This window comes from Streptomyces sp. NPDC051064 (genome assembly GCF_044455985.1).
GTDB lineage: Bacteria > Actinomycetota > Actinomycetes > Streptomycetales > Streptomycetaceae > Streptomyces.
On sequence record NZ_JBITFK010000003.1, the window covers coordinates 513,425 to 527,116 of the forward strand.

Sequence of the window (13,692 nt, forward strand, 5' to 3'; positions counted from 1 at the left end):
GGGCGGGTCAGTGGAGGGGCACGGGATAGTGCAGCCCGCCCGACGTCCACAGGTGGTTGAGTCCACGGGGCACGTCGAGGCCGGAGGCGGCGCCGAGGTTGCGCTCGTAGACGTCGGCGTAGGTGCCGACCGCCGACAGGACCCGGTCGGCCCATCGTTCGTCGAGGCCGACCGCCGGGCCGTGAGGTCCCGCGTGCCGGGCAGCGGCCCCGGGGCTCTCGTACTCGGCCGCCAGCAGCAGTTGCAGCACCCAGCGGACCAGGCGGAACCACTGCGGGTCGGTCTCGTGGACCGCGGCGGCCATCGGCTCGCGGGAGATGGAGACCGGCAGGATGTGGTGGTCCCGCGGCCGGGGCAGCCGGGATCTGGCACCGGCGAGCGCCGTGCGGTCCAGGACGTAGGCCGCGCAGTCGCCGTCGGCGTACGCGGCGAGGGCGTCGGCCGGGTCGTCGAAGGGGACGGGCTCGACCTCCAGGCCCCGCGGGCCGTACCAGGCGTCCAGGTTGAACGTGGTGGTGCAGCCCTTGTGGACGGCCAGACGCCGGCCGGCGAGGTCCTCGGGCCCGGTGACGTCCGAGTCCGCCGGGACGAGGAACCCCTCGCCGTCGTAGCAGGTGACTCCGGCGAAGAGCACCCGGCGGGTGGCCTCCCGGCCCATGGTCCAGGTCAGGTTGCACGTCGTCAGGTCGGCGTGCCCCGCTTCGAGCGCCGTCAGCCGGTCACCGGCCGTGACGGGGCGCCAGTCGACGGCCTCGGGGTCACCGAGGGCCGCCGCCGCGACGGCGCGTGCGATGTCGGTGTCGAGTCCCGTCCAGCGCCCCTCCGGCGTGCACCGCGAGAGTCCGTGGATGCCCTGCGAGACGGCTGCCCGCAGGGCTCCCCGCGCGCGGGCGGCACGCAGCGTGGCCGTCGCGGTCCGGCGGGACCCCGAGGGCCCGCCGTCGTGCGGCCCGGGGGTGGCCGCCGTGCGGGACGGCGAATGCGGCGCCGGGGCCGGAGGGCGGGAGAGGGAACGGCCCGTGGCGCGCAGCCTCGGAGCCGGGACGGGGCGGGTCATGAGGCGCTCCTCGGCGGGTGGCGTCGGGCGTCGCGGTCGAAGCGCCGACGGTTGAAGGTGAGCAGCTCGGTCAGGTGGCGCGCGGTGACCGGCGCCGCTCCCCCGGCCGCCACGGGCATGCCGCCGGCCCGGCTCCAGCCGAGCATGGACCGTGCGTCGATCGTGGCGCGTGCGCGGTTGGCGTTGTCGGGGTGGAGACAGTAGGGCACGTCGAGGACACCCCGGGCGAAGGCCCTGACCAGGCAGTCGCCGATCGTGCGGCCGGCCTCCAGGGCGGCGTCGACCAGGGTGCGGGCCTCCTCGTAGAGGCCCGAGGAGGTGGCACAGGGGCCGTCGGCGCCGTCCGAGGAGGTGGCACGGGGGCGGCCGCCGGCGCCGTCCGAGGAGGTGGCACGGGGGCGGCCGCCGGCGCCGTCCGAGGTGGCGGCGGCCACGGAGGCCGCGTACTCGAGTGCCGCCACGTTCTCCTCGACGGTGGGTATGCGGTGCGCCTCGGCCGGGGTCTTGACGACCAGGCGTTCGGCGCCGCCGTGGACGGCGAGGCGGGCGCTCTCGGCGAGGAGACGGCGGCTGCCGTCCTCGGTGCGCGGGAAGACGCCCATGAAGGTGTAGAGCACGATGTGGTGGGTGGTGGACAGCCGCTCGCCGGCGAGCCTCCGCAGAGCCGCCAGTGCTTCCAGGTCCTGCCCCTGGTGGATCTGCTGCGCGTAGCTGAGGGAGATGCCGCGCAGGCCGTGTTCCTGGAAGAACATGGCCTCCAGCACCGCGAGCGCGACCAGGAGCGACGGCGGGCACAGTTGACCCAGCATGCAGCCGCCGAAGGTCTCGATGTGCGGGGGCACGGGCTGCGCGGCGAGCAGCTCGCAGCCCGCGCTCCACTCGGCGACCGCCCGCGCCAGCGGAACCCGGCCGTAGGGCAGGCAGTACGAGACCGGGCCGCCCTCCGTGGCGTCCGCCCCGGCCTCGGCCATCGCGCGGAAGAGCCGCAGGGGCCGGGGCGTGCCGTGACGGATCTGCACGGGGAAGGCGGCCGACGAGCAGTCCTGGAGGAGAGCCCGCACCGCGGGGACGCCGTGGGCGAGGAGCGGGAAGCCGTTGAGGCCGGTGGGGTCGTCCCGCAGCGCGCGACGCGCGGTCCCGTCGTCGAGACACCGGGTGTAGCTGTCCAGGGTGACGGTGCCCACGGTGGTGGCGTCCGCCTCCCGGACGGCGGCCAGGCCGGCGCGCATGCGGTGGAGTTCGCCGAAGCCCATGCGCGGCTGGACGACGAGACGGCCCGAGGCGTGCGCGCGGTCCACGAAGCCGGTGAACCGGTCGGTGGCCGTCATCAGGCGGCTCCGGCCCCTGCGTCGGGCCGTCCACGGGAGTGGCCGGCCGCCAGACGGCCGAGGAACGCCTCGAAGCGGACCAGGCCGGATTCGGGTCCGCCCTCGGCGGCGTCGTCGAAGACCCCGTCGTATCCGGCGGCCCGCAGCCGCGCGTCGGCGTGGTCGCGGCCGTCGATGCCCAGCTTGCCGCCGATGACGGCGGGCAGGGCCGCGAGTGACGGCACGGCGCGGAGGGTACGGATCAGGCGGAGCCCGTCCGTCCGTCCGTGGCCGTTGACCGTGCTGATGACGAGCAGGTCGGGGCGGCCGGTGCGGCAGGCCTCGACGATCGTCGCGTCGGGCGTCGTGTTGCCCAGGTTCGCCACCTCGTGTCCCCGGTCCTCCAGGAACAGCTGGAGGTGCACCAGGTTCCACAGGTGGGCGTCGGAGGACAGGCCGGAGACGACGACGCGTAGGCGACGCCCGGCGAAGGCCGTGCCGTTCATGCTGTCCCCCCGGGGGTATGTGAGCGAGCGGTCGTGGAAACTATCCGCCCCGCTCCGCGGCCCGGTCCAGCCGCCTCGACGGGGTTTCCCGATGCGGCCGATCAGGAATTCCTATCCGCCGTCGTCCTGGGGCCGGGCGTCGCTGAGAAGGCCCAGCCGCGCGGCCGCGAGGCCGAGTTGGAAGCGGGTCTCGACCTGGAGCTTCTCGCAGAGCCCGGCGAGGTAGCGGCGCATGGTGCGGGTCGAGATCCCCAGCTTGCGGGCGATGAAGTCGTCGGATCTGCCGCGCTCCAGGTGGCTCAGGACGGCCAGTTCGACGTCCTCGAAGACCTCGTTGTCCGCACCGCCGGTGCCGACCGGCCGGGCGTGCTCCCAGATGTGGTCGAAGATCACGGTGAGGAAGGTGACCACGGTGGGGTCGCGGAGCACGGCCGCGCCGCCCGTCTCCGTGGGCACGACCGCGGTGTCGTCGTCGAGGATGATCAGCCGCCCGGGGATCACCGCGGCGGAGCGCACCTCGGCGCCGAGGCCGTTGAGGAGCGTCATGTGGTGCAGCGCCTCGCGCTGCCGACGAGCGGTGTGCGGCACGACGGTGCGGTACCGCACACCCCGGTCCAGGAGGTCTTGGTCGAGCTCCCTGGCGGCGCGCAGCGTCTCCGGGCTGCCCATGGTGGGGTGTGCCGTGAGCACGCTGTGCCGTACCTGCGCGGAGAGTTCGGCGAGCCGGTGGCGCACGGCCTCCCCGTCGGTGAGCAGTTCGGTCGCGCCGCCTTCGAGGCCCCGGCGCACCTGCCGCTCGTACAGGGGGCCCAGCGGGCCGAGTTCGCGGTGTGTGGTGTCGATCCGCCGCAGGAGTTCGCGCACCCGCGTCTGGGAGGAGGTGGTCAGCGCGACCGCCGCGAGCCCCGGGGAGAGGGCCTCGAGGCGGCGGGGTCCGTCGGGGCGCAGCAGTTGCCGGGCCGTCAGCCTGCGGACGGACCCGGCGAACCGGTCGGGCGTCAGACCGAGTTGTGCCGCGGCCTCGTCCGCGTCCGGTGAGACCTCCAGGAGCTGTCGGTAGACGCTGATGTCCTCGTCGGTGAGCGGCTCGTCGGCCGGGAGGGGGTCGTGTCGGGGGACGGTGGCACGCGCCCCGGGGCCGGAGACGCTCACGTCCTGGCCGGCGCGTACCGGCTCCTGCCCCTGGCGCACGGCGGTGTCAGGCCTTCTCGGCGCCGGCGGCGCCGGGCACGGGGGGACGCACCCGCTGCGGGACGGACTCCGTGGCGGCGGCGATCCCGAACACGGGTATGTTCCGGTACACGGTGTGCATGCGCGCCGGGTCGACGATGTAGGCCTCGTGGAAGATGCCGACGGCGCCGTCGTTGCGCACCGCGCGGTTGAACCAGGCCCACATCGAGCGGTGCTTGCCCGTGGTGTTGTGCGAGTAGCGCATCAGATCGTCCATGCTGCGCCAGTACTGGAGCATGATCACGGTCCGGTTGAACCAGGCGCGCGAGTAGAGGAACCCGTGGTCCTTGTTCTTCTTCAGCTCGATCAGCATCGGGATCATCGAGGCGATGACGGGCACCCAGCGGTGCACCATCCAGAACTTGTTGATCCGGGTGCCGATCAGCAGCACCACCGTGCCCTCGGGTGCCGAGGCGATGCGCGGTTCGGTGACGACCTTGAGATCCATGGTTTCCTCTCAGAAGGGGTAGGAGCGCGCCGGGCTGCTGACGGTGAGGGTGTGCCAGCGGGTGAAGGCGTCGATCGCCGCCTGCCCGCCGAACCCGGACGCGTTGCCCGAGGCGCCGACCCCGCCGAACGGCAGGTGGGGGTCGTGGTTGACCGTCTGGTCGCCGACGTGGACGACACCGCAGCGCAGCCGGGAGGCCAGGGCCCGGCCCTGGTCGGCGTCCGATGTGTAGACGGCGGCGGTGAGGCCGTAGTCGGAGGTGTTGGCGAGTTCCACGGCCTCCTCATCGTCGGCGAAGGAGGTCACCGTGGCCACGGGGCCGAACACCTCGGCGTGGAAGACGGACATCTTCGGCGTCACGTCGGCCAGCACGGTCGGCGGGAAGAACTGCCCCTGCACGCGGCCGCCGGTGACCAGGCGGGCCCCCTGCGCGACGGCGTCCTCGACCGCGGTGGCGATCCGGGTGAGCTGGCCCCGGTCGATGACCGGGCCGATCTGGGCGTCCGTACGGTACGGGTCGCCGATGCGCAGCGCCGCGGCGCGGCGGGCCAGTGCCTCGGTGTAGCTCTCCACCACGTCCTGGTGGACCAGGTGGCGCCGGGCGGCCATGCAGATCTGTCCCTGGTGCAGGAACGAGCCCCAGGAGCCGGCGGATGCGGCGGCCTCGATGTCGGCGTCGGGCAGGACGACGTAGGCGTTCTGCCCGCCCAGTTCGAGGACCACACGCTTCAGCAGCCGTCCCGCGGTGGCACCGATCTCGCGGCCCACCTCGGTGGATCCGGTGAAGGAGACCATCGCGACGTCCGGCGACCGGACGAGTGCGGCGCCCGCGTCCGCGTCGCCGTACACCACCTCCAGGACACCCTCGGGCAGCCCGGCCGCCGCCAGCACCTCCGCGAAGAGCCGGCCGCCGCTCAGCGGGGTGTGCGGGTCGGGCTTGAGGAGGACGGCGTTGCCCAGCGCGAGGGCGGGGGCGACCGAGCGCATGCCCAGCAGCACCGGGAAGTTCCAGGGCACGATCACGCCGACGACGCCCAGCGGTACGCGCCGCACCTCGGTCTCCCGGCCCGGGTCGGAGCCGGGGCCGTGCGGCGCCTGGGGCGCGGTGGCGAGCTCGGCGGCGTGGCGCAGCTCCGCCGCGCCGGCGTGCACCTCGTAGAAGGCCTTGCCCGTGATGGATCCACCTTCCCTGACCAGCAGGTCCTGGGCCTCCTGGGCGCGTTCGAGCAGCAGGTCGGCTGCGCGGCTCAGGATCGCGGCCCGGTCGGCGGCCGGCGTCGCGGCCCAACGCGGCGCGGCAGCGGCCGCCCGGCGGGCCGCCGAGAGGACGGCGCCGGAGGTGGCGAGCGGGACGCTGCCCAGCTCGTCGCCGGTGATGATCTCGCGGCTCGTCAGCAGGCCGGCTTCGGTGACGGTGCTCACCTGGGTACCTCGGATTCTCGGGAGGAGGGTCGGGGGGTGCCGGCACGGGTGAGGACGGCGTGGGCGGTGACCCGGCCGGGGCCGGAGGTCACCGACAAGGAGATGTCCCCGTGCAGGACGAGTTCGGCGAACCGGGCGAGTTCGCCCCGGAAGACCAGGGTCCAGGGGCCTTCCTCGGTGCCGCGGAGAAGGATGTCGTTCCACCGGGAGGCGATCCGCGGGGGCGCTGCGAGGGCGCGCAGGGCGGCCTGGCGCAACGCCCAGCCGACGACGGAGCCGCCGCCGGACGAGAGCTGGAGGGCCCCCGGTCCGTGCCAGGCGACCAGCCGCTCGACGGCGTGCGTGTCGACGCCGTAGCTGCCCACCCTGAGGACGCTGTCGGCCCGTACGGGCGGGTGGCCGCCGTGCCCGGCCGCCGGGTTCGCCGTTTCAGGCATGGGCGGCCTGCCCTTCGGCGAGGAGGTTCTCGACCATGGAGATGAGGTTGCCGACGGACATTTCCGCGAGCATGCGGTCGAGGGTGAGTTTCCCTTCCCACCGGACGGTGTCGAGCTGCGGCATGACGGTGCTCAGCTGCGCCATCCCGCGCCCGCTGACGATTCCGCGGGCGTCGCAGAACTCCGTGTCGGGGACGGCTCCCTGGAGATACTCCCCGCATTTCTCGACGGAGAGAATGACCGGTGCGGTGCATTCGATGCGGAAGAATATGTCGAGCAGATCCAGGGATTCGAGGCCCAGATCGGCGGAGAAGACCAGATCCGTGCTGTACAGGTCCATGGGAATTCCCAGCGTGTCGATGACGATCGACCGCACCAGTTCGTTCACGTCGTAGTGGGACATGCGCGTCACTCCTGTCCGGCCGGCCCGGCCTGTGCGGCCCCCGCTTCGGGGCTTCCCCCCACCAGAGCCTTCCGGTGCCGCGGACCGGACAGGTCCGCATGTAGCGATACGAGGGGGCAGCGGGAGTGCCCCGCCGCCGCGGGGAGGCGTTCGCCGGCGTCCGCGGCGGCCAGCGCGTGGCGGAGTCTGCGCAGGCAGCGGGTGCGGACGGGGCCGACGGAGCCGACCGACATGGCCAGCGCGGTGGAGATCTCGTCGTACGAGGCCGGCGGGTCCGCGAGGGCCAGCATCAGCACGCCGCGGCACTGCTCGGAGAGGGTGTCGATGGCCCGCTGTGCGTCCTCCCTGCGCTGGGCGCGCAGCGTGATCTGTTCGGGGCTCTCGCTGTGACCGGAGAGTCCGTCGAGGGTCTCGCTGTCACCGACCATGACGAGTCGATTCCTGCGCGAGAGGACCTTGAGGGATTCCCGGCGCGCGACGGTGGCGAGCCAGTCACCGACGCGTTCCGGGTCCCGGATCCGCTCGACGTTCTGCACGAGCCGGAGCCAGGTGAGCTGTCGTACGTCTTCGGCGTCGGCATCGCTCATCCGATGGCTCCGGACAACGGACCAGACAAGTCTGCCGAATCGTTCCACCACGGCGTCCCAGGACGCCTGTTCTCCACGTGCGCACCCCGCCAGCAGTTCCGCGTTCGCTTTACGGGGCATGGGAATTCCCTTCGTGAGGGGTGGGGGCAAGGTTTTCGAACGCCGTCAACGGGAGTACGACCATGCAAGCCGCTGGGGGGCGCGCGGGGCAAGCGGATACGACGTCAGGTAGGGGACCGGCCACAGGTGGACAGCGGTGATTCAGGGCCGGCCCGGTCATCGGAGCGCCTGCTCCGGCAGGAGGTCGGGGATCGCCGAGCGCAGCCTGACCGGCAGCGGGCCCGCGTCGCCCCGGTCGGCCCGGATGGCGACGCCCAGCGCGTACCGGTCCCAGATCTGGAGGACCTGCACCTGCCACAGGTCCCTGTCCTTCTCGGGGATGTCCTCGTCGACGACCGCCAGGCTCCCGTCCCTGAGCCGGTGGACGGAGAAGGCGTCGAAGCCCCGGCACATGCCCATGCCGGTGGCCTTCGTGTACGCCTCCTTGGCCACCCAGGAGTCGGCGAAGGCGTGGCCTCGCTGGCCCTCCCGGTTACGGCGGAGGACCTCGTTCTCCAGCGGGGTGAAGACCTTCGGCGCGAACTGCATCGCCTCGGGCCTGGCAGGGGTGACCTCGGCGTCGACGCCGGCGGTCCGGCCGCGGACCACGATGGCCGCGATCAGACCGTTGGTGTGGGTGATGTTGAAGTCGAGCCCCCAGGCGCACCCCTCGACCTCGGGGCGCCCGTAGGTGCCGGTCCTGAACCGCCAGGAGTCGGGGGCCACGTCGGCGTAACGGGACAGGACCTGACGGGAGAGGAGACGTGCGCCGAGGAAGCGGCGGCGGGCCGCCGGGAACAGGAGCCGGTCGTGCCGGGCCCGTTCCTCGTCCGTCAGCAACGCGGCGCCGCCCGTCGCCTCGGCGAACCGGTCCACGTCCTCCTCCGCCAGCAGCCAGACCTCGGCCGTGTCGGCGAGCGGGTCGGCGAACGGTGCCGTGCTGTCCATGGGCTCGGTCTCCTTCCTTGATTCACCAGTTGACGGAAAAGGACCGGAACGAGAAGAGGCGGCCCTCACGGTGCGCGGCGGTCAGTGCGTCCGCCACCTCGCTGATCTCCTGGGGCCCGGCCACGCCCACCGTGGGGTGGAAGCGCTTGAGCAGCCGCTCCAGGCAGACGAGCAGGACCGCCGGCGAGCGCAGTGCCGGATGGACGCTGTCGTGGCCGTGCAGATGGAGGTGGACGACGGCGGCGGCGGCCGAGACGAACGTGTACTGCTTGGCCAGGTCGTACAGTTCGGCGGACTGGCCGGCGCCCTTGCCGAGGTCGGAGAAGAGCTTGCGGTGCTCCACGGCGATGCGGTCCAGCTCGTCGGCGACGGCCCCCGCGGCGTCGGCCGCGGCGGCCAGGCGTGCGGCGTCGGTCCCGGCGGCGGCGGCCGCGGCCCGGTGCAGGTCGCCGACGGCCGACCGGAGCGCGAGCACCGGGTCGTCGACGCCGCGGCTGAACAGCTGTTGTTCGGCGGGCCGGTAGGGCTTCATGGGGTGGGCCGGGTCGAAGAGCGCGCGGGTCCTCTCCACCGCGCCCGCCACCTTCTCCGGGTCCTGGGTGACCGCCGTGTCCAGGAGGTTCCCGAGCTGAAGGGCGATGTTCTTGAGGTTCACGACGGTGTTGCCGTCGGCGAAGTCGGCGACCGCGCAGTCCCGCACGGCCTTCTGGAAGATCCCGTACCGGGGGTGGGTCCGGAGGTAGTGGCGGGCGCCGAGCACGATGGCGAGCCTGGCCAGCGTCTCCTGGAGCAGGGTGGGGACGAAGTACTTCACCACCGAGGACCAGATGCTCGACTGCTCCGGCGTCAGCTGGAGGCTGCGTATCGCACCGGTGGTCAGCGCGTCGGCGACGAGGAGGTCGGCGTAGCTCTCCACGAGCTGGCGCTGGGAGTACGGCACCTCGGAGACCGGCCCGCCGAAGATCATCCGCCGGGTCGCGAAGTCGAGGGTGGCACGCAGTGCGGTGTCCGCGCAGCTCATGGCGATGCTGGTGATGGCGATGCGGACCAGATGGCTGCTCTTCAGGGCGACTTCCAGCCCCTGGCCCGGCCGCCCCACCACCGCGGAGTCGGGCACGAAGCAGTCGCGCAGCCGGACCCCGCTCATGTCCAGGCCGCGCAGGCCGTGCAGCGGCTCGTGCGGCAGGGGCTCGCACTGTCCTTCCTCGAGCCGCCCCTTCTCGACGGCGAAGACGGAGTACCCGCCGGGGCCGCCCTTCTCCGACGTACGGGCGAAGACCATCACGACGTCGGCGACGGTGGCGTTGCCGATGGTCCACTTCTCGCCGTCGAGCACCCAGCCGCCCTCGGTCCTCCGGGCGGTGGTCCCGTTGGCGAGGATGTCGCTGCCGTGCTCCCGTTCCGAGAGGCCCCACGCCAGCTTCGATCCGCTCTTGATCAGGTCGGCGAAGTACCGGCGCTGCTCCGGGGTACCGGCGACCCACAGCGGCATGTAGCTGATGGTGCTGATGACCATGGCGGTCGCGGTGGTCGGGTCGCGGCGGGCGACCAGCCGGTAGAGGTTGAAGCCGTCCTGGATGTCGACGGCCCGGCCGCCGCTCTCGGCGGGGATGCTCCAGTCGTACAGCCCCCAGGAGGCGAGCAGGTCGACGAACTCGTCGGGGTACGTCTCCCGCTCGTCCAGTTCGAGGACGCGGCCGAAGGAGAGGGGCCCGTCCTCGTCGAAGGGATCGCCCATGTGGCGTTCCAGGTCGGCCATGAGGGCCGGCAGATCGGTCATCGCTCCTCGACCTCCTCGTTCCTGTCGCTCTTCGTTGGTGTGTCGCTCAGCCGCACCGGCATCGCGGTGAACAGACGCTGTGACGCGTCGAGTGCGGTGACCAGGCGTCCGGCCGGGGCGAGATCCCGGTACGGCGCGGTGCGCGGGTCGCGGCCGTCGGCGAGGGTGGTCAGCAGCGTGAGTACGGGGACCAGCCAGGAGGTGTCGCCGGGGGCCGCGCCGTAGAGGCCGTCCCCGTCACGGTGGTACCACCAGGCCAGGGCGGCGGTGGCCGCCGCGCGGAGCAGGCACAGCCGGCCGGCGAGGTCCAGGGTCTCCGGCGAGACCTTCGCGGACCGGGCACGGTCACGCTGGGCACCGGCCGCCTCGCGGACCACCGCGGCGAGCGCCGACCGCACCCCGGCGACCAGTGCGGCCGCCCGGTCCTCGCCCCGGCCGCTCAGCACCTCGCCGATCGCCGGGGCGTACGCGGCGAATCCGAGCAGGACATCGTCCTTGGGCCGCACCCCCAGGTCCAGTGCGGCGGGGTTCAGTCCGGGCAGCGACGTGGGGTCGCCCAGGGCGAAGACCGCGCGCAACCGCTCCCGCGCGGGCTCCTCCAGCTCGGTGGGTACCTCCCCGTCCTCCGGGAAGGCCGGCACGTACCCGGGGAGGTGCATCGCCACGGCGCGCAGGTTGCCGAGCACACTGGTGTCGATGACCGCGACCATGGCGTTGTCGCGCACCGCTTTGTCGAGTACGGCGCCGGGGCCGTCCCGCAGGACGGCCCGGGCACCGATCAGGGCGTGGGAGCGGGTGACGCAGTCGGCGGTGAGCCGGACGGCGACGTCCTTGACGACGGCGGACGCCAGGCCGAACGTGCCCGGCGCGACGTGCGCCTGGCGTGCGGCGGTCAGCACCGTGAGGTCGGTGGCGATCAGTCCGGCGGCGGCCAGGGCGAGTTCACGTGAACCGTAGGGGGTGTCCGCTACGCGTTCTCCGCCGGTGCGGTGCCCGGCCGCGAACCGCAGTGCCGTGCGCAGCGCCGTGTCGGCGGTGGCGAGACAGCCGGCCGTGCTCATCATCCGGACGATCTGCTGGGCGCGCAGCGCGCCCGCCAGACCGCTGCCGACATCACCGACGACGGCCTCCGGCGGCACGGGCAGCCCGTCGAACTCCAGGTCGGCGAAGTCGATGCCGCGCATCCCGGTGGTGGGCTGCGGCGCCCGTCGGCGCACCTGGGGGCCGGACAGCTCCTCCGGTCCCAGCAGGACGGCGGTGAAGGCACCCGCACCGCGCTCCGCGGTACGTGCCACGATCACCGCCGCGTCGGCCGAACTACCCCGGCCGACCAGCCACTTCGTACCGTTCAGCAGTCCTTCGGGGGTCAGCGAGCAGCTGTTCGCGAGCACATCGCTGCCGGCCTGCTCCTCGGAGAACCCGAAGGCGATCGTGCGGCCCTCGCGCAGCCAGTCGGCGACGGTCCGGTGCTGGGCTTCCGTCCCGGCGGCGAGCACGGTCATGACCGCCGAGATGCTGAACATGGTGGCGGGCATGACGTTGACGTCGCGCCGGGCGGCGACACGGACGAGGATCTGGGTGTCCTCGAAGGAGCGGAGGGTCCCGCCGAGGGTGCCGGGGAGGTGGCACAGGTGGAAGTCCTCCGCGCGGAGCCGGGCCTCGGCCTCGTGCGGGTACTCCTCGGCGGCGTCCCGGGCCACCCCTGCCGCGAAGCCGTACGGGTTCTCCGGCGACCAGGGGTCGCCGAGCACCCGGTCGAGGCGCTCCGCCCCGGCGAAGGCCCCGGCCGGGGGCGCCGCGTGGGCGGGCACGGCGGCCGGGGCCGGCGCGTCGATGAGGGTCACTGCCCCACCCCGACGGAGGAGTCGCGGGGCGCGGAGTCCTCCGGCGACGGCCGGGTGGCGATGCCCGCGGGGAAGGCGACGCCTGCCGCTCTCAGCATGGCGAGCCGCTGGTGGAAGGCGGCGCCCTTCATGATCTGCCGCCCCACGTCGGCGACCCCGCGGTGCTCGGGCGCCGCCAGGTAGGTCCCGCGCACCCATGAGTTGAAGCTGCCCATGGCGGGCCCGCACCAGATCTGGTAGTCGACCGCCCGGTCGGCCTCACCGGTCTTCGCCCAGCGGGACGCCATGCCCAGGTACCAGCGGAAGACGAGCGCCGCCCGCCTCCTGGGGTGTCCCTCGGCCCGTTCGAGCTGGCCCGGGTCGCGACGGGCGAAGTACTCGGCGGTCTCCTCCCAGACGCTGTCCAGCGGCCGACGGAAGATCTGCTGCTCGACCCGGGTCCGTACGTCGTCGGGGATCGCCTCGATGCCGTCGTACGTGCGGTAGAGGTCGTACAGCTGCTTGGCGCGCATGGGGAAGAACGTGCCGCGCCTGAGGACCTGGAGCTCGACGCCCATCTCGAACATGTCCGCGGCGGGGGCCATGTCGAAGTCGGCGATGCCGGCCTGGGCGAGCATCTCCTTGACGCGCGGGGAGGTGCCCGCCTCCACGCAGGACTGGTTCACGGAGCCGGTCACGATGTAGTCGGCGCCCATCGCGAACGCCGCGGCCGCCGCGTCCGGGGTCCCGATGCCGCCGGCTGCCCCGATCCGGATGCGCTCGGCGTAGCCGGCCTCCTGCATGATCGCGTCGCGCTGCCGCATGATGACGGGCAGCAGGGCGGGCAGCGGCCGCCGGTCGGTGTGGCCCCCGGAGTCCGCCTCGACGGTGATGTCGTCGGCGAGCGGCACCCGGGGCGCGAGACGGGCCTGCTCCTCGGTGATGAGACCGTCCGCGAGCAGTCCCCTCACCATGGCCTCGGGGGCGGGCCGCATGAAGAGTTCGGCGGTCTCGGTCCGGGAGATCTTGGCGATGACCCGGTTCGAGGCGATGACCCCGTTCGGCCCGCCGGCCCGCAGACCCGCGAGCCGGTAACGGACCAGGTGGGGCGTCAGCTTGAGGAAGGCGGACGCCTCCACGCAGGGCACGCCGTACGTGAGGAAGAGGTCGACGGAGGTCCGCTCGAGACGGTCCTCGCTCGGGCTGTGGATGAGATTGCAGGCGTAGCCGAGGCCCGGGATCTCGTCGCGGAACCGGATCAGTGCCTTCTCCACCGCCTCGGGGAGCAGCCCGGCCGCTCCGTACGAGCCGAGGAATCCCGCGCGGGCCATCGCGACGACGAGGTCGGCGGAGGCGATGCCGTTGGCCATGGCGCCGCTCATGTACGCCTGCTGGAGGCCGTGCGCGGCGAGGAACGCGGCGCTGCCGAGCCGTTCGGGGCCGAGCGGGGGAACCGCGGCGACCACCTCGTGGGGGCCGTCGCCGGTGAGTTCCCCGCCTGCGGCCGCGCCCAGCCCGTACGGCCCACGCAGGATGTAGACGGGTTCGTCCAGGCGCATCAGGGTGTCGTAGACCCCGGTGTCGCCGACGGCCGGGTCTCCCGGCCCGGCCCACCGCGGCCGGTGCTGATCGGTGGTCATGCTGC

Annotated in this window: 13 protein-coding genes; all 13 read right to left on the reverse strand. The window is 73.1% G+C overall.

Features of this window, described 5'->3' with window-relative positions; genetic code table 11:
• Positions 1 to 7: 7 nt before the first annotated feature.
• Positions 8 to 1,057 carry a transporter substrate-binding domain-containing protein gene (locus ACIBCU_RS14165; RefSeq protein ID WP_399231485.1) on the reverse strand — a complete coding sequence of 350 codons (1,050 nt, stop codon included), beginning with the start codon at positions 1,055 to 1,057 and terminating at the stop codon, positions 8 to 10.
• Positions 1,054 to 2,385: a methylaspartate mutase gene (locus ACIBCU_RS14170; protein ID WP_399231487.1), complete on the reverse strand. Its 1,332-nt coding sequence runs from the start codon at positions 2,383 to 2,385 to the stop codon at positions 1,054 to 1,056. The genes ACIBCU_RS14165 and ACIBCU_RS14170 overlap by 4 nt, the downstream gene beginning before the upstream one ends.
• Entirely contained in the window at positions 2,385 to 2,870 is a 486-nt protein-coding gene (locus ACIBCU_RS14175) for a cobalamin-dependent protein (protein ID WP_362932133.1), read from the reverse strand. The genes ACIBCU_RS14170 and ACIBCU_RS14175 overlap by 1 nt, the downstream gene beginning before the upstream one ends.
• A 111-nt stretch (positions 2,871 to 2,981) precedes the next feature.
• Positions 2,982 to 4,061 carry a LuxR C-terminal-related transcriptional regulator gene (locus ACIBCU_RS14180; protein ID WP_362932131.1) on the reverse strand — a complete coding sequence of 360 codons (1,080 nt, stop codon included), beginning with the start codon at positions 4,059 to 4,061 and terminating at the stop codon, positions 2,982 to 2,984.
• 7 nt (positions 4,062 to 4,068) lie between these two features.
• Entirely contained in the window at positions 4,069 to 4,548 is a 480-nt protein-coding gene (locus ACIBCU_RS14185) for a DUF4188 domain-containing protein (RefSeq protein ID WP_362932129.1), read from the reverse strand.
• A gap of 9 nt (positions 4,549 to 4,557) precedes the next feature.
• A complete protein-coding gene (locus ACIBCU_RS14190) occupies positions 4,558 to 5,970 on the reverse strand; it encodes an aldehyde dehydrogenase family protein (RefSeq protein WP_399231490.1) in 1,413 nt (470 codons plus the stop codon).
• A complete protein-coding gene (locus ACIBCU_RS14195; RefSeq protein ID WP_362943276.1) occupies positions 5,967 to 6,407 on the reverse strand; it encodes a hypothetical protein in 441 nt (146 codons plus the stop codon). Before ACIBCU_RS14195 ends, ACIBCU_RS14190 begins: the two co-directional genes overlap by 4 nt.
• Positions 6,400 to 6,810, reverse strand: a complete 411-nt coding sequence (locus ACIBCU_RS14200; RefSeq protein WP_362943273.1) for a hypothetical protein — start codon at positions 6,808 to 6,810, stop codon at positions 6,400 to 6,402. Before ACIBCU_RS14200 ends, ACIBCU_RS14195 begins: the two co-directional genes overlap by 8 nt.
• 5 nt (positions 6,811 to 6,815) lie before the next feature.
• Positions 6,816 to 7,517 (reverse strand): sigma-70 family RNA polymerase sigma factor, encoded by a 702-nt coding sequence (locus tag ACIBCU_RS14205; protein ID WP_362943270.1) that lies wholly within the window; start codon positions 7,515 to 7,517, stop codon positions 6,816 to 6,818.
• Positions 7,518 to 7,673: 156 nt separating this feature from the next.
• Complete coding sequence (locus ACIBCU_RS14210; RefSeq protein WP_362943267.1) at positions 7,674 to 8,444, reverse strand: 4'-phosphopantetheinyl transferase superfamily protein; 771 nt, start codon at positions 8,442 to 8,444, stop codon at positions 7,674 to 7,676.
• Between the two features lie 22 nt (positions 8,445 to 8,466).
• Positions 8,467 to 10,224: an acyl-CoA dehydrogenase family protein gene (locus ACIBCU_RS14215; protein WP_399231494.1), complete on the reverse strand. Its 1,758-nt coding sequence runs from the start codon at positions 10,222 to 10,224 to the stop codon at positions 8,467 to 8,469.
• The gene (locus ACIBCU_RS14220) at positions 10,221 to 12,068 is read right to left on the reverse strand and encodes an acyl-CoA dehydrogenase family protein (RefSeq protein ID WP_399231496.1); all 1,848 of its coding nucleotides are present in this window, start codon (positions 12,066 to 12,068) and stop codon (positions 10,221 to 10,223) included. The genes ACIBCU_RS14215 and ACIBCU_RS14220 overlap by 4 nt, the downstream gene beginning before the upstream one ends.
• Entirely contained in the window at positions 12,065 to 13,687 is a 1,623-nt protein-coding gene (locus ACIBCU_RS14225; protein WP_399231498.1) for a PfaD family polyunsaturated fatty acid/polyketide biosynthesis protein, read from the reverse strand. Before ACIBCU_RS14225 ends, ACIBCU_RS14220 begins: the two co-directional genes overlap by 4 nt.
• Positions 13,688 to 13,692 lie beyond the last annotated feature (5 nt).